Here is a 24,906-nt window from a genome sequence, read left to right on the forward strand (position 1 = left end):
ATCGGAGGTCCCGCGCGCTCGTTACAGCGTGATCAGTGTCTCTCACACCGTCACCTCCCGCGCGACGCGTGGCCAGGGTTTCGGCTTGGGCCGCGGGCGCACATGTGTCGGCCACCAGAACCACTTGCCCATCAGCGCCGCGATCGACGGGGTCATCAGCGACCGCACGATCAGGGTGTCGAAGAGCAGGCCCATACCGATGGTGCTGCCCACCTGTCCGATGACGATCATGTCGCTGACGATCATGCCGATCATCGTGAACGCGAAGACGAATCCAGCTGCAGTGACGACGGATCCGGTGCCGGCCATCGACCGGATGATGCCGGTCTTCACCCCGGCATGGATCTCCTCCTTCATGCGTGACACCAGCAGGAGGTTGTAGTCCGCCCCGACCGCGAGCAGAACGATCACCGTCATCGGCAGCACCATCCAACTCAGAGGGATACCGATGATGTGTTGCCACACCAGGACTGACAGCCCGAACGAGGTGCCCAGACTCAAGACGACGGTGCCGACGATGACGGCAGCCGCCGCCACGGCCCGGGTGAGGATCACCATGATCAGGAAGATCAGGATCAGCGAAGCGACGGCAGCGATCAGCAAGTCGTAGTTGGCACCCTGCTGCATGTCCTTGTACATCGCCGCGCTGCCACCGACATAGACCGTCGACCCTTCCAACGGAGTGCCCTTGATGGCGTCCGCGGCGGCGACGCGCATCGGCTCGATGCGTGCCGTGCCGACCTCGGTCAGGGGGTCACCTTGATGGAAGACGGTGAATCGCACTGCTTTTCCATCCGGCGACATCATGAGTTTCATACCGCGCTGGAAATCCGCGGTCTGAAAGGCTTCCGGCGGCAGGTAGAAGGTGTCGTCGTTGCGTGCGGTGTCGTACGCCTCGCCCATCGCCGTGCTGTCCTCCTGCATGGCGATGTTCTGATCCTGCTGCATCTTCTGCGCCTGGTACTGGTTGAGCATCATCTGCTTCTGGTTCTTCATCGTCTGGATCATCGCCGGCATCAGAGCGGCCATCTGCGGCGTCAGCTGCGCCATCCGCTCGATGTCGGGGACCAGTTCGCTGAAGTCGTCGGACATCGTGCTGATGCCGTCGAGGCTGTCGAAGATCGACCGCAGAGCCCAGCACATCGGGATGTCGTAGCAGTGCGGCTCCCAGTAGAAGTAGTTGCGCAACGGCCGGAACTGGTCGTCGAAATCAGCCAGATGGTCCCGGACTTCGTTGAGGTTGGCAGACGTGTCCTTCATCTTGTCGGCCATCCGGCGCGTCACATCGGCGAGCTCCAGCGTGATGCCCTGCATCTTGGTCATCGAATCGATGGTCACCTGCATCTCGTTGGCCTGCTGCAGGGTGTTGTCCAGAACCTTCTGCTGGAAATCGTTGTTCATGATCTGGCCGTTGCCACTCTGGCTCACTGTGTAGGCGAGCGAAGCGTGCTTGATCGGCTTGCCGTCCGGGCGGGTGATCGTGGTGACTGACGCGACACCATGCACGCCGACAAGCGCTTTGGCGATCTTCTCGATGACCAGGAAGTCTGCCGGATTGCGCATGTCGTGATCAGCTTCGACCATCACCAGATCGGGGTTCATCTTGGCGTCGGAGAAATGCCGGTCAGCAGCGGCGTAACCGATGTTGGCGGGCACGTCACCGGGCAGGTAGATCCGATCGTTGTAGGTGGTGTGGTACCCGGGCAGTGCCAGCAGGCCGACCAGGCACGTCACCATCGCCATGATGAGGATGGCGCCCGGCCAGCGGACCGTGGCTGCACCGAGCCGGCGCCAGCCCCTGGCACGTCCTTTGCCTTTGGGGTCCAGCACTTTTCCGAAGCGGGTCACGATCGATATCAGTGCTGGGCCTAGCGTGAGTGCGGCCGCGACCACGATAGACATGCCGACCGCCAGCGGGATGCCCATGCTCTGGAAGTACGGCAACCGGGTGAAGTGCAGGCACAGTGTCGCGCCGGCGATCGTCATGCCGGATGCGAGCACCACGTGGGCGGTGCCGTGGAACATGTCGTAGTAGGCGGACTCTTTGTCCATGCCGGAACGGCGGGCTTCCTGATATCGGCCGATCAGGAAGATCGCGTAATCGGTCGCGGCGGCGATGGCCAGCGTCACCACCATGCTCGTCGCGAAGGTGGTCAGTCCGAAGACGTCATGGAACCCGAGGAAGGACACGATGCCGCGCGCCGACAGCAGTCCGACGATGACCATCGACATCGTGACCAGCATCGTGACGACCGACCGGTAGACGATCAGCAGCATCACGATGATGATGCCTATCGTCACGCCCTCGATGGTTTTCATGCTGGCGTCGCCGACGATGTTCTGGTCGGTGGTCAGCGCAGCAGGCCCGGTGACGTACGCCTTGACGCCCGGCGGTGCCTGCGTCTGGTCGACGATGTCGCGAACGGCCTGCACCGACTCGTTCGCCAGCGCCTCGCCCTGATCACCGGCGATGTAGACCTGCACATAGGACGCTTTGCCGTCGATGCTCTGAGCGCCTGCGGCGGTGAGCGTGTCGCCCCAGAAGTCCTGCACGTGCTGCACATGCGTGGAATCGGCGTCGAGCTTACGGACGATCTCGTCGTAATAGGTGTGTGCATCCGGACCCAGCTTGTTGTCGCCCTCCAGGACGATCATCACCGAACTGCTGGTGTCGTACTCCTCGAACTTCTGGCCCACGTGCTTGGTCGCGATCAGCGAGGGTGCATCGTTGGGGCTCATCGAGACGGCGCGGAGCTTGCCGACCTCCTCGAGCTGCGGCACGACGGTGTTGAGCAAGCCGACGATGGCGATCCAGCCCAGCACGATGGGGATGGCGAACATCCGGATGACACGTGGCAGCACCGGGCGCTTGACGGCCGCGTGCCGAGGCAGCACATCGGTGCGCGCCTCGTCGGTATCCGTATCCGTTGTCATGCGGCCTTGACCAGGCAGTAGGTGGCGGCGTTCATGCCTTCGGCCGTCCTTTCGTCTTTGACCTCGTCGTCGACCGTGACGCGGCAGGTGATGGATCGGCCGTCACCCTGGGCCATGATGTTGGGCATCACGGACGGCAACGTCGTTTCGAGCCGCAGGCTCCAGGGCAGACTCACATCGCCCGTGCGCTGCGGCTTACCGTCGAGATCGGCGTAGTTGATGATCGCGGAGGATCCGGTGCCGAAGACCTCGTAGACGACGACCTTGGGATTGAAATTCTCGGCGGTGTCAGCATCGATGGGCGTCACCACCGCGCCGTGGGACCCGAAGACCGAGCGCAGGTTCGAGACCGCCAATCCACCGACGACCACCGCGGCGACGACCAGGACGGGCAACCAGACCCGCTTCACGACGGTGATCACCGGCGGCTCAACGAATTTGGGCGCGCGAATACTCCAGGCAAGGTGATGCCTTTCAGATGGGGGATATCGCAAGCCGCCAGTTGGCCGGCGATCTTGATGAGTAAATCTAGAGCTAGAAGTGGATAGAGTCAATCCGGATATAGCGTTTTCGTAAGGCAGGTCACTAAACTGGCCCTGTGATTGACAAACCCTGCGGCGGCCTGCGCAAAGATGCAGAACGCAACCGGCGGCGCATCATCGAGGCCGCGCGCGATCTGTGCGCGACGCGCGGGCTGGACGCAACGCTCAACGAGGTGGCCCACCACGCCGGCCTCGGTGTCGGAACGGTGTACCGGCGCTTCCCCACAAAAGAGGAGTTGTTCGACGCGATCTTCCAGGACGGTGTCGATCAGCTCGTCACGCTCGCCGAATCCGCGCTGCAGTCTGCGGATTCCTGGGAGGGGCTGTCTTGGTGGATGTGGAAAATGTGCGAATTGACCGCGACAGATCGCGGCTTACGTGAGATCGCATTCAGCCGGGCGTATCGCGGGGGACTGGTCGATGCCGGGCGCACCCGACTGCACCCGCCCGTGGGGGAGTTGGTGGAGCGCGCCAAGCGCGACGGATACCTGCGACCTGAGGTGTCGGCGACCGATATGCCGCTGTGCGGATTGATGGCAGGCGCCGTGAGCGAGTATGCGGGCGAGGTCTCGCCGGATCTGTGGCGGCGCTACGTCGGATTGCTACTGCAGGGGCTGCGCTGCCAGCCGGGGCAGGCGCCGCTGCCGGTCGCTCCGCTCAGCGAAGACCAGATGGAAGCCGCGATGTCGACGTGGCAGCCTGGAGCAGGCCACGCTTGAGTATTGGGCGCTAACGGATATCACAGCATCGCCCGCGCCGCGCGCTCGGCGATCAGCATCACCGGGGCGTTGGTGTTCCCGGACGTGATCGTCGGCATCGCCGAAGCATCGATGACCCGCAGGCCGGCGACGCGGTAGACGCGACAGTCAGTGTCAAGGACGGCGGCGGCCGTCCGCGGCACACCGCGTGCATCGAACGCGCCCATCGCGCAGGTGCCTACCGGGTGAAAGATGGTGGTTCCCAACTCGCTTGCCGCTGTGCGCAGGTCGTCATCGCTGACCATCAGCGGACCCGGGAGTATCTCCTGCGGCCGAAAGCGGGCGAGGACCGGCGACGCCATGATCTGGCGGGTCATCCGGAGTCCGCGCACGGCGATGTCGCGATCGACGTCGGTGGACAGATAGTTGCAGGAGATCTTCGGGTGGATCAACGGATCCGCGTCGGCCAGACGCACGTGGCCACGCGAGGTGGGCCGCAAGTTGCAGACCGAGGGAGTGATCGCGCCGTACGGGTGCAGGGGTTCGCCGAACTTCGGAAGCGACAGAGGCTGCACGTGCCACTCCAGATCGGGACTGGCCAACCCGGGCTCGCTCTTGGCGAACGCGCCGAGCGTGGACGGCGGCATCGTCAGCGGTCCCGATCGCAGGAGCAGGTACTGAATGCCCATGGCTGCCCGGGTGATCCAGTTCCGGTACAGCGTGTTGACGGTGCGGGCGTTCTGCACGCGGTAGACGGATCGAATCTGTAGATGGTCCTGCAGGTTTTCGCCCACGCCGGGCAGATCGACTGCCACCGGCACGTCGTGCCGGGCGAGCTGCTCGGCCGGGCCTAGACCCGAAACCTGCATCAGATGAGGTGAACCGATGGCCCCGGCACTGAGGATCACCTCGAGGCGGGCTCGGACGTCGACGATCTGGCCGTCTCTGAGCAATCGCACACCAGTGGCGCGATGCCGCGCGTCGGTCCACGCACCGCGACGCTGATCGTGCCGGACCTGGTCGTCCAACAGCACCCGCAGCGCTTGGGTCTGGGTGTAGACCGTCAGATTGGACCGGTGGGCGATGGGGTGCAGGAACGCATCCGCCATCGACCATCGCCGGCCGCGTCGTTGATTGACGTGGAAATATGCGCTGCCGGAATTGTCGCCGCGGTTGAACTCCTCGATCGGCTCGATGCCCGATTGAGCCGCGGCCGCCTGCCAGGCGTCCAGGATCTTCCAGCGCACACGCGGCCGCTCGACCCGGATCTCACCGCCGGCGCCGTGCCACTCGTCGGCTCCTCCGAAGTAGTTCTCCAACTCTTTGTAGATCTGAAGCGTGTCACCGGGGCCGTCCGGGCCGCCCCACAGCCATCGCTCGTCGCCGGTAGCCTGCGCCCACAGGTCGTAATCACTTGCCTGGCCACGCATGTGGATCATCGCATTGATCGACGAGCAGCCGCCGATGACGCGGCCTCGCGCGTAAACGATGCTGCGACCGGCTAGACCCGGATCGGGTTCAGTGGTGAAGCACCAGTCGGTACGGGGGTTGGCGATGGTGTACAGATATCCCACCGGGATCTTGATCCAGAACCAGTCGTCCTTGCCACCGGCCTCGATCAGGAGCACCCGGTGATCAGGATTGGCGCTGAGCCGATTGGCAAGCAGGCAACCCGCGCTGCCTGCTCCTACGATGACATAGTCGAATTCGGCCACAGGGTTGGTTTCCGGCACCATTCCTCCATCCCGCTCCTGCTGATCACTTCCGGTGCGGTCGCTCGGTGGTGATCACTACCACTGCCTCGGCCGCTCCGTCGATGGCGGCGAACCTGTGGCGCCGATCGCTCGACCAACTCAGCGTCGACCCCTCCTCGATCAGGATCTCCTCGCCAATCGGTCCAGCCAGTACACGTCCGGCCACCACGGTGAGATGTTCGCGGGTCCCCGCGCCGTGGGATGGCGAGACGTGCTCGGCACCGACGGGGAACTCCAGCCGGAACACCTCGACGGTGACCCGGGTCAGGTGCCGCACGGACAGCAACACCGTCCGCATTCCACCGTCAGCGGCCGAGCGCGCGCCGGGTGTCTCGCCGACGAGCGCGGTCAGCGGTACGTCCAGGGGTGCGCACAGCGCGTAGAGGGTCTCGACCGTTGGATTGCGTTTTCCTGCCTCGATTTCGGACAGCGAGCCCTTGCCGACCCCGGCGCGGCGCGCGAGTTCAGACAAGGTGAGTCCGCGCTCGCACCGTAGCTCGCGCAGCCGGCGACCGACGTCTACCGAAGTCATCCGACCATGCTACGTTCTGTTTACAGAACGCGTTCCGTCTATCGAATGATGGGTTGCGAGTGGATCAGGACGTCTCGAAGGCAGTGCCGGTGGGCGCCGGTGTGGTGTGCGCGCTCGTCGGTTTCACCTCGTCGTTTGCGGTAGTACTCGCGGGGTTGCGTGCAGCAGGGGCGAATTCGGAGCAGGCGGCGTCGGGCCTGATGGCGCTGAGTCTGGCGATGGGCGCAGCGTCGGTGCTGCTGTCATGGAAATTCTGGATGCCGATCACATGTGCGTGGTCGACGCCGGGAGCTGCACTGCTGATCAGCACCGGTGCGGCGGCCGGCGGATGGGCTGCAGCCGTAGGCGCTTTCGCCGTCACCGCGGTGCTGCTGCTCGCCACCGGACTGTGGCCGGCGCTCGCTCGCGCCGTGGCCCGCATTCCCGGCCCCATCGCCCAGGCGATGCTGGCGGGGGTGCTGCTGCCGCTGTGCATCGCTCCCGTCACGGCACTGGCCAGCGATCCGCTCGTGATCGCTCCAGTACTCGTGGTGTGGCTGCTCGTCGCGGCGACCCGGCCCCGCTGGGCGGTACCGGCAGCGTTCGGCGCCGCCCTGCTGGTGCTGACGGTGACGTTGGCGCGGGATCACACGGCGCCCCCGGGTTCGTCGTGGATTCCGCATCTGCAGGTGACCGTGCCGAGCCTCACCATGGCAGCCGTCACCAGCATCGCTCTGCCGCTGTACATCGTCACCATGGCGGCGCAGAACATCCCGGGCGTCGCCGTCATGGCCGGGTTCGATTACCACGTTCCGTGGCGCCCGGCCCTCACGGTCACGGCAGTCGCCTCTATGTTGGCGGGCCCATTCGGCGGTCATGCCGTCAACCTCGCCGCCATCAGTGCCGCATTGGCCGCCGGACCGGATGCGGATCCCAATCCCCGGCGTCGCTGGATAGCGGGAGTCACTACCGGAGCGGCCTATTGCGCACTGGGTCTGGCCTCGGCGGGATTGACCGCCGTCGTGCTCGCCGCGCCGACTGGGCTCGTGCAGGCGGTCGCCGGGGTGGCGCTGTTGGGTGCGTTCGCCAGCGCGTGCGCCGGCGCCATGTCTGACGAGTCCGCGCGCCTGCCGGCTGCGGTGACGCTGGTCGTCGCAGCCTCCGGCACGACTGTCGCCGGGGTCGGCGCGGCGTTCTGGGCGCTGCTGATAGGGGTGGTTGTCCATCGGTTGTTCGGCCGAAGTGTGCGCACCCGAGCCTGACCCAAACGTCGACGACAGGGTGGTTCACGGTCCTGAACTACTGTCACACAACAGTTTTGACGCATGTAGGACACCCCGCGATATGCGCAAAGCGAGGTGATCCGCTCGCCGTGCGGCACATCTGCACCACTGGCATGATGTGCCGATGTATCACGTCCTGCGAGCCACGCCGGCGACCGTGCACTGGGGGTACTTCGATCCGGCTCTGCACCCGGCGCTGACTGTGAACTCGGGTGACCTCGTTACCGTCGGGACGTTCACCCACCATGCGGGAGACGCGCCGGATCTGTTGATGGACAGTGATATCCAGGCCGTCTTCGATCACGTCAGCGACCGCGGACCCGGCCCGCACCTTCTGACCGGTCCCATCGCGGTCGCTGGCGCCCTTCCAGGTGACGTACTACAGGTCGACATTCTGGAGGCCACTCCGCGCCTGCCCTACGGCTCCAATCTGGCCGCGCACTGGGGGTATCTCTACGATCTCACCGGCGCCGAACGAGTGACCATCTACGAACTCGACATCGCCGCGCTGCGAGGACGGGCGCTATTCGGCTACGACTGGACCACGACGGCGCTGGCCGACCAACCGGGAACGGTCGTCGAACCGACCAGCGTCACAAGGGAACCGGCGCTGCCCGGAGTCGACGTCGCGCTGCGACCGCACTTCGGCACGATGGGAGTGGCCCCGGAAGGTGCCGGGCGGGTGTCCTCGGTGCCGCCCGGCGACCACGGAGGGAACATAGACAATTGGCGGATCGGCGTCGGCGGCCGGATGTATTACCCCGTGCAGGTCGCCGGCGCTTTACTGTCGATTGGTGACCCACACGTTTCCCAAGGCGACGGCGAGATCAGCGGCACAGCATTGGAGGCGTCGTTGAACGGGCTGCTGCGCCTGACTGTGCGTCGTGACCTGCCGTTCACGGTGCCAGTGCTCGAAACGCCGACCGAGCTCCTGGTCCACGGCTTCGGCGACAACCTCGACGGAGCGATGCGTGCGGCGGCAGTCCGCGCCCTCGACCTCCTGCAGCGGCTCTACGGCCTTTCCCTCGCCGACGCGTACTCATACATGTCAGTGGCGGTGGACTTCACCGTCACTCAAGTGGTCGATCAACGTCTCGGGGTGCACGCGCGGATCGACAAGCGGTCCTTCACCGGTATACGGGGGACGGCGAAGTGAACGCCACGGGTGGTATTCACCCCTTCTCCTTCACGCCCGCCGACGGAGTGCCGCCGTCGGTAGCCCCTTTCGTGCACGCCACCGCCGCCGGCGAGACGCTGTATGTGACGGGCCAAATGCCCACCGACACCAGTGGATCGGTAGTCAGTCAGGACATCGCCGCTCAGACCGATCAGGTGGTGACCAATCTGCTGCGGGTGACGCAGCTGTGCGGCGGGGAACTCGCCGACGTGGTCTCGGTGAGGGCGTACCTCACCGACTGGTCTGAGTACCAGGCTTTCAACGCTGCGTATGCCGCCTGGTTCACGGACCGGTTGCCGTCCCGGACCTGCGTCGGGGTGACCGGCCTGGCGGTCGATGCCCGCGTCGAAATCGACTGGGTGTGCTGGCGAAGCGGCGGGTGGAACTCAACTCGGGTTGGCGGCCACGTGGTGTAAGCCGCGACTTTCGGTTGTAGGGGAGGCGCCCGGGAACAAATGATCGGTGTTGCGGGTCCGGGCGTGCGAGCATCCGTGATCATGGACTCACCAGGGGACGCGGAGAAGCGGATTCCCGACCTCGAGCGTGAGCTCGAACAGCAGCGACGCATCAACGAATTGGAGAGCGAGCTCAGGCGCGCGCAATGAGGCTGATTCGCCAGGAGCAGCAGCAGGGGCCGACAATGGCGATCTTCTGACAACGCGGAACTGGCTCGGATTTCGCGCGGCGGGCACTGCGCGAGCCTGACGCTAGAAGGCATCAACAACACCGTCACCCTCGACGGCATCGACACGATTTCCTTGTCCGGCATTGACGGGCACGTCACCTACCGCACCGGTACCCCCAAGATTGCCAACAGCGGCATCGGCAACACCGTGTCTCGGCGCTGATGCCACGGCAGGCTCAAATTTCGACCGGTCGATCGGACTTCAACCGGTCAATCTGCAGCCAGGGTCGCGCTGATTCACATCAGGAACGGGGCACACCTTTGTGGTCAGTCCCCATATTCGATCTAGCCGTATTCTTCACCGTGAGTCGCTTCGAAGGAGGTCGAGATGAAGTGGTGGTGTGGGGGAGGACGCCGTCAGGTAGCCGCATTCGCTCGCGAACTTGTGGAGGCTGACGAGCTCGGCGACGAGCATCGCGTGATCGACTACTTCTGCGAGCCCGAGTCGTGGACGGACATGTATCCGGCGTGGTGTGGGTTAAGTAGGCCCGATCGCCCGGGCCATCTCAGGTTCGACGAACTGGTGCGCCCGGAGAGTCCCCGGTGTCAGGAACACTGCGCATAGGTGGCGATGCCGAACTTCTCCACGGCATCCGGGGGAACCAGGAACTGGCATCGGGCGAGACCAGCGCGCCCATTTGCATGGTTTCACCCGTCGATCAAGTCGAATGGGTCATAGAACTGCGTCAGGTTTCTGAATCTTCGCCGTGTAGTTGCCACCTCGGCGGTAGTGCATCTCGCCAATGACGTTGGAAGGAAGACTTATTCAGCACGCTGACGGGCATGGGGCTGTACGACCGAGCTCGGGTGATGGGCTGATCGCTTCGAACCACGGGCTTTTTAGGGTGGAGTTGCCTTCGCTGCCGTCGAGATGAACCGCGGCGGTTGCGTCCAGATCGCGGGTCAAGATTCGGTCGTTGATGAAGACACTGCAGTGGACTGGGCCAGCTGGCGCGTCGGGACGACCGCCCGGTACTCCGAACAGCGACAGCGGGCTGGGAACAATGACTGTTGCGGAAGATCGTCGTCATCACCGGCGCCAACCGGGATTAGAGACGGTAGCCGGCCGCGAGTCGCGCCGCGGTGACGGGTCGAATCTGCATGACGTTGCAACAGAGGACAATTCGCCGCACTGACGTTTATGCCGAGGTGACAAGCCGGGGGCGATCGGCGCTATTGCATAGTCTCATGTGCTCAACAGCTTTGGGGTGGAGATGGTTCCGGGCAGTACCACATTCTCAGGCAGTGGAAGCAGGGGGTGCCTCCGTGTTGGCCGCCGCGGGCGTGTCGGCTGATTTGAGGGCGAACGTGCAGGCGATGCCGATCACTGCGAGGCCGGCAACGTAGCTGTATACGCCCCAGACACCAACTACGGCATTCAACTGGGTCGCAATGAGTGGTCCTGCGCCGCCGCCCAGGATGGCACCGAACTGCACAGCAAGCCCCAGCCCGCTGTATCTCACCTCGGTGCTGAACTGTCGCTGCAGGAACCCCGCCAGCGGTCCGTAGAAGGAGATCAGCAGCATTCCGGTCATGATGCCGATGTAGATGAGCGCAGTGGACCCCGTCCGAAGAAGTCCGAACAGGATGAAACAGAAGGGAATCCAGACGGCGTACGTCACGATGATAATTAGGCGCGCATCGATCTTGTCCGAGAGTCTGGAAAGGTAGTAGGTGCCGAAACAAAGCAGGATGGCACCACCAAGTACGGCGCCCAGTCCGATATCGCTCGGAACGCCGACTGTGTTCTTGAGGTAGCTCAGACCAAAGGTGTTGACGAGGAAGAATGCGGAGTTGTTGAAGCAGAACACGCCGGCGGCGAGCAAAATAGTTCTCGGATGCTTGAGCAACGCCTCCTTGAGCGGGTTGTGGTTCACCCGCCGGGTCGCCTTCGCCTGGCGGAATTCGGGGCTCTCCTCTAGCCGGAGCCTGATGAAAAGCCCGACAACGATCATGACGGCGCTCAGCAGAAATGGCACGCGCCAGCCCCACGCATTGAAGGAGGCGGGGCTAACCAGAAGTTGGGTTCCCAAGAATGCACCGTTGCGAGTAGTAGACCCAAGCCGGAGCCCAGCTGGGGCCATCCGGCGTATTCGCCCTTTCTGTCGGCTGGCGCGTGTTCGCCGGCCATGATCACGGCACCGCTCCATTCTCCGCCAACTCCTACTCCTTGGACCAGTCGTAGGGTGACAAGCAGCACGGGCGCGAGCACCCCGATCGAGCTGTAGGTGTGAAGCAGGCCGATGGCGACGGTGCCCATCCCGGTGAGCATGAGCGACCACACCAGGACGTTCTTGCGACCCGCGCGGTCACCGAGGGCGGTGACAACCTGGCGCAATCCACTAAACCCGTTGGCGTCGAGGCGCTTTGGGCAACTCGACCCAACACTGCGGGTGGGGGCCAATCAAAACGTTCCTGATTCATCAGATGAAAACGGCGTACTTTACTGGTAACCCGCGATATTCGATCCCGCCGTATTCCTCCGGCTATGCAAGAGCGAATCGCCCGAACACGACGGGGAGGGGCACTGACTTGTGGGACAGATCGCAACAGGCGACCAAGCCGGGATCCGCTACCGCGGTCGATAGCACGAATGTTTGGTCTGCGACGACAGCGCGTGTCGATCCGCGGCCCGGATCCTGGTCACCCGGGCCGCGGGGTGTACGGCGACCGGGTCAGCGGCCGGGTGTCGGGTCCGACAGCACCGCGCTGATGTAGGTCAGGTCGGCGAGTTCGGTCATCATCTCATGGTCGGGCAGGGCAAAACCGTTGGAGGCGTACAGGTCTACGGTGCCTCGGGCGGTGACCTGCCAGCCGGCGCCGCTCAAGTAAGCGGGCACCTGGGCGCGCTCACCTTGGTAGACGAGGTCGGTCCATTGGTCTGCCATGCCGTAGCGCTGCCAGCGCTGGGCGAATTCGGCCATGCGGTCGTCGTCGGCGAGAATGCTGAGATCGGGAACGTGTTCGGTGGCCAGCGCGCTGCCGGGGGCACTGAGCGCGGTGATGTCGTCGAAGAGGCGGTCCTGAGCCTCCGGCGGCAGATAGATCAGCAGCCCCTCGGCGCTCCACGCCGTCGGTTGGTCGGGGTTGAAGCCCCGCTCGCGCAGGGCGGTCGACCAGTCCGCGCGCAGGTCGATGCCGACGGTGCGAAGCTCGGCGGTCGGGGTGGCACCCAACTCGGCCAGCGTGCGGGTCTTGAATTCGATGACCTTAGGCTGGTCGATTTCGTAGACCACCGTGCCGGCCGGCCAGGGCAGCCGGTAGGCGCGGGTGTCCAGGCCGCTGGCCAGGATCACGGCCTGCCGGATGCCTGCGGCTCCGGCCCGAAGGAAGAAGTCGTCGAAGAACCGGGTGCGCACGGTGACCTGTTCGGCCATCTGCTGACGGTTGAAGACCGGGTCGTCGGCGACCTCGTCGGCGTCCTCGCTGATCATGCGGGTGAACGCGTCCAGACCAACGGCGCGAACCAGTGGTTCGGCGTAGGGGTCATCGAGTAGGGGCTCCGGTCCGCGGGCTGCCAGCGCGCGGCCGGCGGCGACTCCGGTGGCGGTGGCTCCCACGCTGGAGGCCAGGTCCCAACTGTCGTGATCGGTGCGTGCCATGGTTGCGTCCTGTTTCGGGTCGTCTCGGATCGGTCAGGGAAAGCTGTGAGTGGTGGGTGGCCTACGGCGCGGGGGGCGACGGCTGGACGAGCTCGGTAGCGATTTTCAGAGCGGCGGCGCGGCGGTCGGTCTCGTCGCCGGCGGGTTCGAGGTCGGGATCGGACAGGGTGGCCAGTTGCAGTGCAGCCAGGGCGACCTGTGCACGTAGCCGGTTTTCAGTGGACTCGCCGTGCCCGGCCAGCACATCGATCAGCGCGGCGAAGTGAGCACGAATCTTCATGCCAAGTGCCAACTCTGGGATCTTCGCCATGCCCTCGCGCATGAAGCGGGCCAGCTGCGCGGTGCGCCCGGTCAGCAGTGCGCTGTAGCGACGCAGTACCTCCTCGCGGACGTCGACGTCGGAGGGCTGTCCATGGGCCCACTCCACCAGCGTATCCAGCTGAAGGAGGAAGTCCTCGATCACGCTGGCGAGGATGTCGTCCTTGGTGCGGAAGTGGTAGTACAGCGCGGCCTTGGTGACGTGCAGCCGCTCGGCGATCCCCCGCAGCGAAGCGCGGTCGTATCCCTTCTCGGCGAACAGCTCCACAGCCACGGACTGGATCTGCTCGCGGGTATCGGTTCGTCGCTGATCCATCCGCTCACCTCCCTGCCTCGACGGTTGATCTGGCTTTACCGTAGCGCACTAACTTGTCGACCGGCTAGTGACTACTGCGACGATCGTCGTGCTTACGCGCCGGGTGCGGTTTCTCCAGTGGTTCAGGGTTCAGTCGACCGGGTTCCCGCAGAGTGTTTCGAGGCTCTCCAACAGTATTCGGGTCCGGTCGGGGGTCAGGAGGCGAAGTCGCTGGGCCAAGCTGGGTCGAAGCCGGGCCCCGATATCGTCAGTGGTCTGCACACCGTTGTGCGTCAAACGAATCCGCGATCGTCGCGAGTCCGCGAGATCAATTTCGCGGGTCACCAATCCCGCGTCGGCGAGCTTGGACAACGCCCTACTGAGAACCGACGGATTGAGTCCGAGATCGCTGACGAGATCGCTGGGAGTGTCGACGCCCAGTTTGACCGTGCGCAGGACCAGGAAGTCCACGAGGTCCAGATCTGCGGTAGCGGCGACGTGCACGCGGGCGTCGGCCACGACCAATTTGTTGAGTCGGTAGAGCGCGTCGAGGAGCTGCAGCTCCGGAGCTTCGGTGTCAACCATGGGAGAAACCTAACATCTGATCATTATTGACAAACGTCAACTGTTGCGGTTTGAGTATGGGTATGACTGATGACAGCACCACCACACCCGGCCGCATCGACTTTCACCATCACTTCATGCCGACCAGCATGCTCACCTCGGGCCTCTTTGGCGATACGTCCGGCTGGAAGTTCCAAAAGGACGAGGCGGGTTGGTCACCGCAGGTCAGTGTGGACTTCATGGATCAGCTACAGATCGATACTGCGATCCTGTCCATACCCAACGACATCGAATCGCGGCTCCCCGAGGACAAGCGTCGTCACGTCGCCCGCGAGTTGAACACGTTGACCCGTCAGGCAATGGAAGACCACCCCGGACGGTTCGGTCTGTTTGCGCATCTTCCCACCCCGACGGACGTCGACGCCGCGCTGGAAGAGCTGACCTACGCCTTCGACGTGTTGGGGGCTGACGGGATCACCCTCACCAACGTCTACGGCGTCGGCGATGAGGCCCGATCCCTGGGCGACCCGATCTTCGAACCACTGTGGGCCGAACTCGACCGTCGCCGCGCGCTGGTGTTCTTACACGGTGAGCAGACACCCGGTAGCAACCGGGCGCCGAGCGAGTTCTTGCCCACCCCGGTCAGTGAAACTCCGAACGAAACCTACAAGGGCGCAGCAGATCTCGTGACCAGCGGACGCAAACGGCAGTTCCCGAACGTGAGGATCATCCTCTCCCATTCTGGTGGTAGCACACCAGTTCTCGCCGCTCGCGTCGCCGCATTGGGCGCGTTCCATCTCGGCTGCGAACTGAGTCCAGAAGAAATCCTCGCCGACTTCCGGACGTTCTACTACGAGACCGCCCTATCAGGTTTCGAGACCAACCTGGTGGCTCTCGAGAGCTTCGTCGAGCCGGACCACATTCTCTTCGGCACCGACTTCCCTGCCGCCAACCCGAAAACCGTGAATTGGTTTACGAACAACGTCGACGCGTACTTCGAAGCTCGGCCCGACATGCTCGCGCGGGTCATGCACGACAACGCATACGACCTCTTGCCCCGGCTGACCAACGGAGCCCCGGCGGAACAGTAGATCCGTGGCAGTCGAGTACGGGGTACGACTATTGCCGCCGTGGGCAGACGTTCATGCCACGTCGCAAGTGGTCTACGCCGTGCGCAGCAACCCGACGGCGAATGACGTTGCAGCCAAATGGGAACGAAGGTTCCAGTCGGCCGACTGCTCAACGGATTGACCAGTAGCGTAATTCACCCGCGGTGCGAGATATGACGTACCGACGAGCGCAGTACGTCGTATTCGTGCTGCAAACATTCAGGTTGCGGCGGCCGACTTCCTCATCGCGTTACGTATCTCGCCCAGGTCCTGCCGGCTTCCGCGGCGTGCTTCTGGGCGACTTGGTCGCTATAGCCGAGCATTTCGGCGACCAGGGAAGCGGGGATCTCGGAGGCGAGTGTTGGTAGGGCAGTGTTGCGTGCGCCTTGCAGGTTGATGCCGAGCGCCTTCAATCGCATCATGATGGTCGGCGAGTCAATGTGCCGGCCGGGTCGGTTGCTGGTGAAACGTCCGGATAAGATGGCGCGTGGTGGGCCGGAGGCGAGGTACTCGTCGATGTCTTGTGGTGTGCAACCCGCTAAACGTTTGGCGTCGAGGCGCTTTGACCCAATTGACTTGGCGTGTCGGATGAGGGTTACTACTCGGAACGTCGGTGATTTAGCTGTCGAACACGGCGTCTTTTAGTGGTAACCCGCCATATTCGATCCGGTCGTATCCGTCCCGATATGTGGCAGCGAATCTGACTGAACGCGACGGGGGAGAGGTGTTGCCTGCTGGCCATATCGCCACATGCGGCCGGCTCGGCTCTGGTGCCTTGGCAACGGTCTTTCTTTCAGCGTCTTGGTTCTGAATGCAGCGCGCCCAGCGGTAAGCGCGTCGTGTGGGAAGTTCGGCCGCGGTGTGCGACCTGTGAATGCAACGAGTCGGTCAAGTGCCGCAGCGGCATCCGCAATCGGTACGGGGTCATCAAAGCCGGCGCTGAGACGGCTTTGGGGCGTGATGATCTGGCGCGCTAAACCCAGAACGTAGTCGCAGTGGACGGCGCCCACCGATAGTGGCTGCCCGACCGCTTGCGCGAAATCCCATCCGTGCACTACGAGTTCCACCGACAGCACGCCCAGAGCAAGGTGAGCCGGCATCTCCCGACCGCTGAAGATGACAGTGCCCTCGGTGCCGCGTCGCCGCCACGCGTCCACGACGTTGCGGGTTACGTTAGCTACCCGCGCCTCCACGGTGGACGCGGGCGGCGGAGCCATCACGAGTCCGATGGACGAACCGACCAGAGAAACTGTCCCCACGAGATGTTCTCCCAAAGTAGCGACGTCGAATCCCGGGCAGGGCGTCGCTTTGTGTAGATCGTCTTCGCTGATAGCCGTCAATACGGGAATTATTGCCGCCAAAGCGGTTTCGGCGCTGCCGATTTCATTCATGGCTGGAGTCCGATCGACGCGGGTAGCACTTCAGGTGGATCTCGTATGACTGATACTGCTGCGTTGACCACTGCTGCGTTATAGGTCGAATGACTACATCTTGGCGGGAAAGGAAAGATCGGCCCGTGGTCCCACGACCATCCGATCCACCGGATAATCAGCTCTCATCAGGGGTCATTCTGCGGATACCGGCAGCGCGCTGGGCGTGTTCTAGTGAATGTTGTTACGCCTTTTCGCCGACGGTCCTCGCCGATCGGCAGTCAAATCTGCACGTCGATATTCCGAAAGGCAGCCCTGCCATGTCCATGACATACCGAGCGGTGGAAGTCACCGAGCCAAGCGGCGCGCTACAACTCACCAATCATCCGTTGCGCGAACCAGGGCCTGCCCAGGTCCGTGTACGAGTCGAGGCATGCGGGGTGTGTCACTCGGATTCGCAGATCGCCGCGGGTGCGCTGCCAGGAACGACGTTCCCGGTCACCCCCGGCCACGAGATCGCCGGGCGAATCGACGCCATCGGGGCCGGCATTGAGGACTGGGAGGTCGGCGACCGTGTCGCCGTCGGATGGGCGGGGTTCTACTGTGGGCGCTACTACCGCTGCAGGCGAGGCGATTTCGTCCACTGCGAGCATGCGCTGATCACCGGTGCGAACTTTCCCGGCGGGTACGCCGAAGTGGTGGTGGTGCCGGAGTCGGCGCTGGCGCGCATCCCGGAGGGTCTCGACTCCGTCGATGCAGCTCCGTTGGCGTGTGCCGGAGTGACGATGTTCAATTCCCTGCGCCATACCGGAGCTGGCCCGGGCGATGTGGTGGCCATTCTGGGCATCGGTGGCCTCGGTCATCTCGGAGTGCAGTTCGCCGCGAAGATGGGTTTCCGAACGGTCGCGATCGCACGCGGAAGCGAGAAGGCCGAACTCGCACACCAACTAGGTGCCCACCATTACATCGACGCGACAACCGAAGATGTCGCCGCAGCACTTCGCCGCCTCGGTGGTGCCCGAGTCGTGGCCGCGACGGCGACCAACCGGGACGCAATGAGCGCCACAATCGACGGCCTGGCCCCGCACGGCGAGCTTCTTACCTTAGCGGTCCTCGATGAATCGTTGCATGTCACGCCGCTGCAGTTGATCAACAGCTCCGGTACGGTGCACGGCCACCCCGCAGGGGTGGCGTCAGACACCGAAGATACGTTGAACTTCGCCGCGCTACACGGCATTCGCCCGTGGACCGAACCAATTCCGCTGGAGGATGCGGCAGCCGGATATGACCGGATGATGCGCAATCAAGCCCGTTTCCGCGTAGTGCTGAGGATGTGAGCCACGATCGATCGGTTGTTGAACAACAGCACAGCGGAGGAACCGTGCCGTCTTGCCTGTCGTTCGAAGCCCGTCCCGATGTCCTCCAGGTGAGTTAGCGGCAGCAACGCCCGACGTCGTATCACCGGTGATACACTTGCTCGCATGGACAAGGTGACGGTGCGCGATCTTCGGAACAATGGGGGAGAAGTTCTACGCCGCGTCGAGCACGGCGAACGCATCATCGTTACTCGCGACGGCGCGCCGGTGGCGGAGTTGCGCCCCCTGCGCCGATCCAGCGCCGGCCCAGCTGAACTCATTCGTCGCCGCAAGAACCTTCCGCATGTAAGTCCAGATACGCTCCGGCGCGACATCGACGACCTGATCGACCCGTCGCTGTGACTGGATCATCGAGCCAGGGGATGCTGGACACCTCCACGGTGATCCTCCTCGGCCAAATATCCGACCCAACCGAGCTTCCGGACGAATCGGTGATTAGCGCGATAACTCTGGCCGAACTTTCGGTGGGTCCGCATGTGGCGCACGACGACACCGAGCGCAGTGCCCGTCAGCAGCACCTGCAGCAGGCCGAGGCGGACTTCGATGTTCTTCCGTTCGATGGCGACTGCGCGCGGGCATTTGGCGCCGTCGCCGCGGCACTGCGCGCATCAGGCCGTAAGCCTGCGGCACGAGCGTATGACGCGCTCATCGCGGCTAGTGCGATCGCGCACGCGTTGCCGCTCTACACATGCAATGCAGCCGACTTCGCAGGAATCCCTCGGCTCGAGCTCCGGACCGTCACGCATCCTGATCACTTGTAGGAAAGTTGCTACTTCGTTGCTCAGCTCGGTATTGAAAAACGTTGGTCAGCAACACAATACGCAGTGGCTTAGTGGTAGCCCGCCATATTCGATCTGGTCGTATTCCTCGCGGGGACGAGATCTCGGACGTGGTGTAGTTGCGAGCGGATCAGCACTATCCAAGGGCCGCTGTCCGCACGCACCATCTGATGAAAACGGCGTACTTTACTGGTAATCCTTCCTATTCGATTGCTGCATATTCTCCGTTCGCGGCTGATGTAGCCGGCTGACGACGCGTGCGTATATACTTAATCAAGAATTCGTATATACGTGAGGGTGGCGAGATGACCAAGCGTTTGATTGACCTCGATGACGACCTGTTGGCTGCCGCGCAGAAGGAACTTCAGACTTCCGGCGTATCAGATACCGTCCGCATAGCGTTGCAGCAGGCTGCAGCGGCGTCTGCACGCGCTCGCCAGATCGCATGGCTGAAGTCTGGCGGTATGGGGGAGATGACTGACCCCGGTAAACGAGGTGATGTGTGGCGGTAGTAGCGCGGTATCTCATCGACACCAGTGCCGCGGCACGGATGACAAACCCCGAGGTCGCCGACCGACTTGCTCCGCTTATCGAGGCCGGATTGGTCGCAACGACCGCTCAGCTTGATGCCGAGGCGCTCTACAGCGCCCGGACCGCCGCGGACTACGCGCAGATATGGTCAGATCGCCGCCTCGCATACGAATACCTGCCGACCAACGATGAACACTGGCAGGCGGCGTTGGGTGCGCAGCGATCGCTGGCCGGCACTGGTCGTCATCGTGCCGTCGGCATGGCCGACCTACTGATCGCCACCCTTGCCAAAGCCCATGATGTGACACTGCTGCACTACGACGCTGATTTCGAGATCGCTGCCGAGGTATTGCCCTTCCAGCATCGGTGGGCGTTGGAACGGGGCGCTATCAATTAGGTCTGGGCAGGGCGTGGTCGAGTTGAAACCCGTTGCCGTGCAGTGCAATATGCAGTGGTTTACCGGTAACCCGCCATATTCGTTTTCGTCGTTTTCCTCGCGGTAGTCGGCAGTGATTCGGGGGGAATGTGACAGGGGAGAGGTGCTGACTGCCAGCCCAGATCGCAACCGGTGGCCTGATCGGATCGGGTTGCGCTCCGCGGCATGATGTTTTCTGATTGCCCGACGGATCGGCTCTGCAGGAACGCGCAACCTCACTCCTTCGCGGTGTAAGCATGTCGAGTACGACGGATGACTCTTACTTCGAGGGAAACCAATGATGGTCAACGGGGCTGCCTGCGGGATCGGCGCGTCGTGGGGGACGGTCGTCGATCGACTACTTCCAGGAGTTGCCGGACGCCGCCGACGATCCGGTGTTCGCGCCCGCGTTGTGGCGGTTCACGCGACACTGCTGATGATCGCCATGACTACCCCGCCCAGGGTCAGCACCCCGACCATCACCGCGGCGGCGACTGCCCGGCCCCGCCGGTGCCGGCGTGCGTCAAAGATCGCCACCGCGATGCTGGCGAAGATCAGCGCTGCATAGGCCGCCAGTCCCACCGTCAGCGCTGCCGTTGATGCGGCGCTGGCCAGCGTCTCTTCGTGCACGCCGTGAGCCTACGGCGCGAACGGAGTCATCGCGCCGTCAGTCAGTTCGGTTAAACCATTAGCTCCAGACGGCTTTGACCAAGTCGACCTAACTCATGGGTGAGGAGGGGATCGGACAGCCGGGGTCTTCATCCAATGAAAACGGCGACGTTCATAATGAATGACACTCGTTATCCATGAGCGGCATCAAGCTCGTGTCGTGTCGCGAAGACTAGTGATGAGCGCGGCCACAGATGGGGAGTCGATGGCTAGAATCCAACGGCCACGCGGGCCTACGGCGCGACCAGCTTGCCCACCGTTGGCGGCGAACATCTTGCACGGCGCGCTGATTCGCACCTGCACGCCACGATTTGGTGCCTCCCGCGAGCGTGCGTCGGCCACGTTGGCTGCTGGACTTCGCCCGCACCTGCTGGGTCCCCAACCTGACCACGCTCAACCTCCGCCGAGCCCAGCAGCCCACCGCTCACGTTCCTCGGTGCGCGACCTAGGCGCAGGAACGTGGCGAGTGGGCCGTCACCGATCGGCAAGCAATCCTGACATCAGAGTCGGCGAGTGACCTCTGCGACGGCCGACCAGTCGAGGATGGAGAGGTCCGCGTCGTTCAACGCGGACTCGAAGAGTGACCGCAGGGTGGGACTAGTCGGTAACGCCGTGCCGGTATCCGCGGCCGCCTGCTCGGCCAGTCCGAGATCTTTGAGGCCGAGTGCGACGCTGAAGCCGACCGGTTCGTAGGTCCTGGTGGCGATCATCGGCCCGTATCCGCCGTAAGCGCTGCCGGTATAGGCCGCGTCCGTGAGGATCTCGATGAAGGTGTCCCCGGAGACCTCGCCACGTTCCACCATCGTCACCGATTCGGCGAGGGCCTGAAGGGTGTGGATCAGGTTGTAGTTCACGGCGATCTTGACCAGGTTCGCACGTGAGGGCTCGTCGCCCACGGGCCACATCTTCTTCCCGAGTACGTCGAGAAACGGACGGGCACGGTCGATGTCGCTATCGAAACCGGCAGCCACGATGTTGAGTTGGCCGCTGGCGGCGAGGTGCGGTCGCCCCAGAACCGGTGCTGCGACGTACCCGACCCCCGCGGCGCGGTGCCGGGCTGTGAGGTCACGCGCGGTGTTCAGGCTGACAGTTGCCATGTTCACGTGCAGAGTGCCCGGGGCCGAGGCGAGGGTGTCGTCGGTGAACACGTGAAGGGCCGCCTCATCGTTGGCCAGCATGGAGAATGCGATCCCCGTCTTGAGCGCGTCTGCCGCCGTGTCTGCGATGCGGGCGCCCGCGGCTGCGAATGGTTCGGCCGCGGCACGCGATCGATTCCAGACGACGACGTCGTGACCGGCATCGACTAGGCGGTGTGCCATACCCGCGCCCATCGTGCCCAGGCCGATGAAACCCACTGATGCCATGGTGGCTCCCTCTCGTCGTATCAACGAACCGCAGCGATTTGAGCGATTCGATCGAATCAAGCGTTCACTTTACTGTTCAGTCAGGGTGTAGGGGATCGGCTGTAGTGGCGTAAAGCGCAGCATCGCAGGGACACTGACCCGTCACGACGCCGACCTGTCCATCTGTGGGCGCACCGAAAGTGGGCCCGCGGAGCTAGCTGCGACTGCATCCGCCCATGGGTCACGTAGAGACTCGGCTCCGGTCGACGGAGTCGCGCGCGAAGCCGCCAGAAAGTTCTTCTCGTAGCCGAACGAGTCAATGCGCACGTTGGTGCGCTGCTCGAATCTTGCCCGGCGTGCCTGAGTTTTCGAGTCCGCTCTTCGATTCGGTCAAACCCCGCTGCGGAGGGGGTTCATGGGAGTTACGCTCGTGTCAGCCCAAGCCTGTGAGCATCCGATTTACCGAGATGACTGCGGGCGCACTGTGTCCCGCGTCGGAGGTTGCCGCACCCATGTCAGGTCAAGAAGGTGTGCCAGGCGACGACTTCGGACGGGGTGCACCAGGGGTTGCTGCCGTCGGGCGTGGACCGAACCGTGGCGGGCCCATCTCGCAAGAGGACGATCATGCCCCCTCGGCTGGTTGGGGCGCAGCGCGCAGCGTTGCCCGCGTTGTCGCCAAGTCGAGGGCGCCGATCAAGGGACCGCACGCGGTTCTGAAGATGAACCACGAGAACGGCGGCTTCGATTGTCCTGGCTGTGCGTGGCCTGACGCCAGGGACGGCCTGCACCTCGATATCTGCGAGAACGGCATCAAGCACGTCACCTGGGAGATGACCCGCAAGAAGGTTGATCGACACTTTTTCGCCTCGCACACCGTGACCGAATTGTCGGGTTGGAGCGACTTCGATCTGGAGGACCAGGGCCGGCTGACCGAACCCATGACCTACGACTCCGTCAGCGACACCTACGTGCCGATCTCGTGGGACGACGCATTCGCGCTCGTCGGGTCAACTTTGCGGAGTCTGGACAACCCTCATCAGGCCTCGTTCTACACCTCCGGAAGACTGTCCAACGAGGCGACCTTCCTCTACCAACTGTGGGTTCGCGAGTTCGGCACGAACAACTTGCCCGATTGCTCCAATATGTGCCATGAAGCGTCCGGTCGAGCACTTCAGGCGGCGATCGGCACGGGCAAGGGCACGTGTGACATCGACGACTGGGACCGTGCCGATCTGTTGATCGTGATGGCCGTCAACGCCGCCTCCAACGCACCACGAATGTTGACCGCACTGGCCGAGGCTGATCGACGCGGTGCGCAGATAGTGCACATCAACCCACTGATCGAGGCTGCTTCCCGGCGCACCATTGTTCCCCATGAATTCGCCGCCATGGCAATGTTTCACCCCACCAAGACGGGCACGCGCAACGTCCAGCCCCGCATTGGCGGCGACCTGGCGGTCCTCCGCGGCGTCGCCAAAGCTGTATTTGAACGGGCACAGTCTGACCCCAAAGCCATCGACCAGGAGTTCGTCAAGAACCACACCGCGCACTACGAGGCCTATAAGCAACTCGTTGACGCCACTCCGTGGGATGAGCTGGTCAAACAATCCGCGGTGTCAGAGAACAACATTCGCGAACTCGCCGAGCTGTACCTCAACGCGAACCGCACAGTGATCAGCTGGTGCCTCGGGCTCACGCAGCAGGAGCACGGCGTCGACACCATCCGCGAGATCGTCAATCTGCTTCTCCTGCGTGGCAATATCGGCCGCGAGGGTGCCGGTCCGTCACCGATCCGGGGGCACAGCAACGTGCAGGGCAACCGCACCTGCGGTATCGACAATCATCCTCCAGCGGCCTTCTTGGACCGCCTCGACGAGGTATGCGGTATCACCGCGCCCCGCGAGGACGGCTTGGACACCGTCGCGACGATTGAGGCGATGCGTGCCGGCGACGTCAAGGTGTTCGTCAGCATGGGTGGCAACTTCGCCATGGCAGCACCGGATACGGCCGCCACCTTCGAAGCGCTCCGTAACGCCGACCTCACCGTGCAGGTCAGCACGAAACTCAATCGCAGCCATCTCGTGCACGGCCGCGCCGCCCTGATTCTGCCGTGCCTGGGGCGTACGGAGAAAGACGTGCAGCGCGGCGGCGAACAGGGCGTCAGCGTTGAAGACTCGATGAGCATGGTGCATCTGTCCTGGGGCATGCGCAAGCCACCGTCAAAGCACCTGCTCTCGGAGTGCGCGATCCTCGCGGGCATGGCCCGCGCCACATTGCCGGACTCGGCCACTCCCTGGGAGTCCTACATCGAGGACTACGACCGGATCCGCGACACCATGGCGGCCGTATTGGACGGTTTCGAGGATTTCAACCGGCGAGTCCGCATGCCCTTGGGCTTTCGGATCCGCCAACCAGCACGGGAACGCGTCTTTCTCACCAACACCGGCCGCGCCGAGTTTTGGGCGTCCCCGTTACCGGATGTGGTGCCACCGGCAGGGCGGTTGATGCTGTCGACCATGCGTTCCCACGATCAGTGGAACACCACCATCTACTCGGACAATGACCGCTACCGCGGCGTGAAGAACCTGCGGACGCTGCTCTTCATGAACAAGGCGGACATGGCGGACCGCGGACTCGACGAGTTCGACCTCATCGACATCACCAGCTTCGCCCGGGACGGCAGTACCCGCACCGTCTGGGGCTATCGGGCAACCCCCTACGACATCCCCATTGGAAGCGTCGGCGGGTACATGCCGGAACTGAACGTGCTATGCGGGATCGGCGACTTCAGCAGCCAAAGCGATCAGCCGTTGATGAAACACCAAATCGTCTCGGTCACTGCCGCGGCCGGCGCCCCTGCCGCCAACCATTGCGAAGTGAGCCCGCCCTGACAAGCTGGATAAAACCGCGGCGGCATGCTGGGCGCCGCCGCACTCACCGCGACGATCGGC

The 24,906-nt window shown here is 63.6% G+C and carries 24 protein-coding genes; 12 read left to right on the top strand and 12 right to left on the bottom strand.

Annotated elements, in window-relative coordinates; all coding sequences use genetic code 11:
- Positions 1–42: 42 nt before the first annotated feature.
- On the bottom strand, positions 43–2,934 hold the full coding sequence (locus tag ACZYYX_RS19490; RefSeq protein WP_463816241.1) for an MMPL/RND family transporter: 2,892 nt from the start codon (positions 2,932–2,934) through the stop codon (positions 43–45).
- Entirely contained in the window at positions 2,931–3,356 is a 426-nt protein-coding gene (locus ACZYYX_RS19495) for an MmpS family transport accessory protein (protein ID WP_463816242.1), read from the bottom strand. The genes ACZYYX_RS19490 and ACZYYX_RS19495 overlap by 4 nt, the downstream gene beginning before the upstream one ends.
- A gap of 176 nt (positions 3,357–3,532) precedes the next feature.
- On the opposite strand from ACZYYX_RS19495, the gene ACZYYX_RS19500 reads away from it, so the two are divergent.
- Positions 3,533–4,195, top strand: a complete 663-nt coding sequence (locus ACZYYX_RS19500) for a TetR/AcrR family transcriptional regulator (protein ID WP_463816243.1) — start codon at positions 3,533–3,535, stop codon at positions 4,193–4,195.
- Between the two features lie 20 nt (positions 4,196–4,215).
- Here ACZYYX_RS19500 and ACZYYX_RS19505 read toward each other — a convergent pair whose 3' ends face one another.
- Together ACZYYX_RS19505 and ACZYYX_RS19510 are read right to left on the bottom strand one after the other, a co-directional pair.
- On the bottom strand, positions 4,216–5,889 hold the full coding sequence (locus ACZYYX_RS19505) for a GMC family oxidoreductase (protein ID WP_463816514.1): 1,674 nt from the start codon (positions 5,887–5,889) through the stop codon (positions 4,216–4,218).
- Between the two features lie 43 nt (positions 5,890–5,932).
- A complete protein-coding gene (locus tag ACZYYX_RS19510) occupies positions 5,933–6,460 on the bottom strand; it encodes a helix-turn-helix domain-containing protein (protein WP_463816244.1) in 528 nt (175 codons plus the stop codon).
- 59 nt (positions 6,461–6,519) lie between these two features.
- Here ACZYYX_RS19510 and ACZYYX_RS19515 point away from each other — a divergent pair, with 59 nt between their 5' ends.
- The 4 genes from ACZYYX_RS19515 to ACZYYX_RS19530 all read left to right on the top strand — a co-directional run bounded on the left by ACZYYX_RS19515 (position 6,520) and on the right by ACZYYX_RS19530 (position 9,747).
- The gene (locus ACZYYX_RS19515) at positions 6,520–7,701 is read left to right on the top strand and encodes a benzoate/H(+) symporter BenE family transporter (protein WP_463816245.1); all 1,182 of its coding nucleotides are present in this window, start codon (positions 6,520–6,522) and stop codon (positions 7,699–7,701) included.
- 145 nt (positions 7,702–7,846) lie between these two features.
- A complete protein-coding gene (locus ACZYYX_RS19520; RefSeq protein ID WP_463816246.1) occupies positions 7,847–8,878 on the top strand; it encodes an acetamidase/formamidase family protein in 1,032 nt (343 codons plus the stop codon).
- Complete coding sequence (locus tag ACZYYX_RS19525) at positions 8,875–9,315, top strand: RidA family protein (protein WP_463816247.1); 441 nt, start codon at positions 8,875–8,877, stop codon at positions 9,313–9,315. The genes ACZYYX_RS19520 and ACZYYX_RS19525 overlap by 4 nt, the downstream gene beginning before the upstream one ends.
- A gap of 258 nt (positions 9,316–9,573) precedes the next feature.
- Positions 9,574–9,747 carry a DUF3060 domain-containing protein gene (locus tag ACZYYX_RS19530; RefSeq protein WP_463816515.1) on the top strand — a complete coding sequence of 58 codons (174 nt, stop codon included), beginning with the start codon at positions 9,574–9,576 and terminating at the stop codon, positions 9,745–9,747.
- Between the two features lie 1,075 nt (positions 9,748–10,822).
- Here ACZYYX_RS19530 and ACZYYX_RS19535 read toward each other — a convergent pair.
- The 5 genes from ACZYYX_RS19535 to ACZYYX_RS19555 all read right to left on the bottom strand — a co-directional run bounded on the left by ACZYYX_RS19535 (position 10,823) and on the right by ACZYYX_RS19555 (position 14,384).
- On the bottom strand, positions 10,823–11,617 hold the full coding sequence (locus ACZYYX_RS19535) for an MFS transporter (RefSeq protein ID WP_463816248.1): 795 nt from the start codon (positions 11,615–11,617) through the stop codon (positions 10,823–10,825).
- Positions 11,548–11,988 (bottom strand): MFS transporter, encoded by a 441-nt coding sequence (locus ACZYYX_RS19540; RefSeq protein ID WP_463816249.1) that lies wholly within the window; start codon positions 11,986–11,988, stop codon positions 11,548–11,550. The genes ACZYYX_RS19535 and ACZYYX_RS19540 overlap by 70 nt, the downstream gene beginning before the upstream one ends.
- A 271-nt stretch (positions 11,989–12,259) precedes the next feature.
- Positions 12,260–13,186, bottom strand: a complete 927-nt coding sequence (locus ACZYYX_RS19545) for a class I SAM-dependent methyltransferase (protein WP_463816250.1) — start codon at positions 13,184–13,186, stop codon at positions 12,260–12,262.
- 61 nt (positions 13,187–13,247) lie between these two features.
- Complete coding sequence (locus tag ACZYYX_RS19550; RefSeq protein WP_463816251.1) at positions 13,248–13,820, bottom strand: TetR/AcrR family transcriptional regulator; 573 nt, start codon at positions 13,818–13,820, stop codon at positions 13,248–13,250.
- A 129-nt stretch (positions 13,821–13,949) separates the two neighbouring features.
- Positions 13,950–14,384, bottom strand: a complete 435-nt coding sequence (locus tag ACZYYX_RS19555) for a MarR family winged helix-turn-helix transcriptional regulator (RefSeq protein ID WP_463816252.1) — start codon at positions 14,382–14,384, stop codon at positions 13,950–13,952.
- A 62-nt stretch (positions 14,385–14,446) separates the two neighbouring features.
- Between ACZYYX_RS19555 and ACZYYX_RS19560 the strand changes: the two genes are divergently transcribed.
- The gene (locus ACZYYX_RS19560) at positions 14,447–15,454 is read left to right on the top strand and encodes an amidohydrolase family protein (protein ID WP_463816253.1); all 1,008 of its coding nucleotides are present in this window, start codon (positions 14,447–14,449) and stop codon (positions 15,452–15,454) included.
- A gap of 659 nt (positions 15,455–16,113) precedes the next feature.
- On the opposite strand, the gene ACZYYX_RS19565 is transcribed toward ACZYYX_RS19560, so the two are convergent.
- Positions 16,114–16,863 (bottom strand): TIGR03086 family metal-binding protein, encoded by a 750-nt coding sequence (locus tag ACZYYX_RS19565; protein WP_463816254.1) that lies wholly within the window; start codon positions 16,861–16,863, stop codon positions 16,114–16,116.
- 299 nt (positions 16,864–17,162) lie between these two features.
- Between ACZYYX_RS19565 and ACZYYX_RS19570 the strand changes: the two genes are divergently transcribed.
- From ACZYYX_RS19570 to ACZYYX_RS19590, 5 genes are all read left to right on the top strand, one after another.
- Positions 17,163–18,179, top strand: a complete 1,017-nt coding sequence (locus ACZYYX_RS19570) for an alcohol dehydrogenase (protein WP_463816255.1) — start codon at positions 17,163–17,165, stop codon at positions 18,177–18,179.
- Positions 18,180–18,323: 144 nt separating this feature from the next.
- Positions 18,324–18,560 (top strand): type II toxin-antitoxin system Phd/YefM family antitoxin, encoded by a 237-nt coding sequence (locus ACZYYX_RS19575; RefSeq protein ID WP_463816256.1) that lies wholly within the window; start codon positions 18,324–18,326, stop codon positions 18,558–18,560.
- A 20-nt stretch (positions 18,561–18,580) separates the two neighbouring features.
- Positions 18,581–18,979, top strand: a complete 399-nt coding sequence (locus ACZYYX_RS19580; RefSeq protein WP_463816257.1) for a PIN domain-containing protein — start codon at positions 18,581–18,583, stop codon at positions 18,977–18,979.
- Between the two features lie 323 nt (positions 18,980–19,302).
- Positions 19,303–19,509 carry a DUF2191 domain-containing protein gene (locus ACZYYX_RS19585; protein ID WP_463816258.1) on the top strand — a complete coding sequence of 69 codons (207 nt, stop codon included), beginning with the start codon at positions 19,303–19,305 and terminating at the stop codon, positions 19,507–19,509.
- Positions 19,500–19,925 (top strand): PIN domain-containing protein, encoded by a 426-nt coding sequence (locus ACZYYX_RS19590; RefSeq protein WP_463816259.1) that lies wholly within the window; start codon positions 19,500–19,502, stop codon positions 19,923–19,925. The genes ACZYYX_RS19585 and ACZYYX_RS19590 overlap by 10 nt, the downstream gene beginning before the upstream one ends.
- A 438-nt stretch (positions 19,926–20,363) precedes the next feature.
- On the opposite strand, the gene ACZYYX_RS19595 is transcribed toward ACZYYX_RS19590, so the two are convergent.
- Together ACZYYX_RS19595 and ACZYYX_RS19600 are read right to left on the bottom strand one after the other, a co-directional pair.
- On the bottom strand, positions 20,364–20,573 hold the full coding sequence (locus ACZYYX_RS19595) for a hypothetical protein (protein ID WP_463816260.1): 210 nt from the start codon (positions 20,571–20,573) through the stop codon (positions 20,364–20,366).
- A gap of 539 nt (positions 20,574–21,112) precedes the next feature.
- Positions 21,113–21,976: an NAD(P)-dependent oxidoreductase gene (locus ACZYYX_RS19600; protein WP_463816261.1), complete on the bottom strand. Its 864-nt coding sequence runs from the start codon at positions 21,974–21,976 to the stop codon at positions 21,113–21,115.
- 491 nt (positions 21,977–22,467) lie between these two features.
- Between ACZYYX_RS19600 and ACZYYX_RS19605 the strand changes: the two genes are divergently transcribed.
- Positions 22,468–24,846 carry an FdhF/YdeP family oxidoreductase gene (locus tag ACZYYX_RS19605; RefSeq protein ID WP_463816262.1) on the top strand — a complete coding sequence of 793 codons (2,379 nt, stop codon included), beginning with the start codon at positions 22,468–22,470 and terminating at the stop codon, positions 24,844–24,846.
- Positions 24,847–24,906: the final 60 nt, after the last annotated feature.

The sequence above is a fragment of the Mycobacterium sp. IDUB_1 genome, from assembly GCF_055419625.1.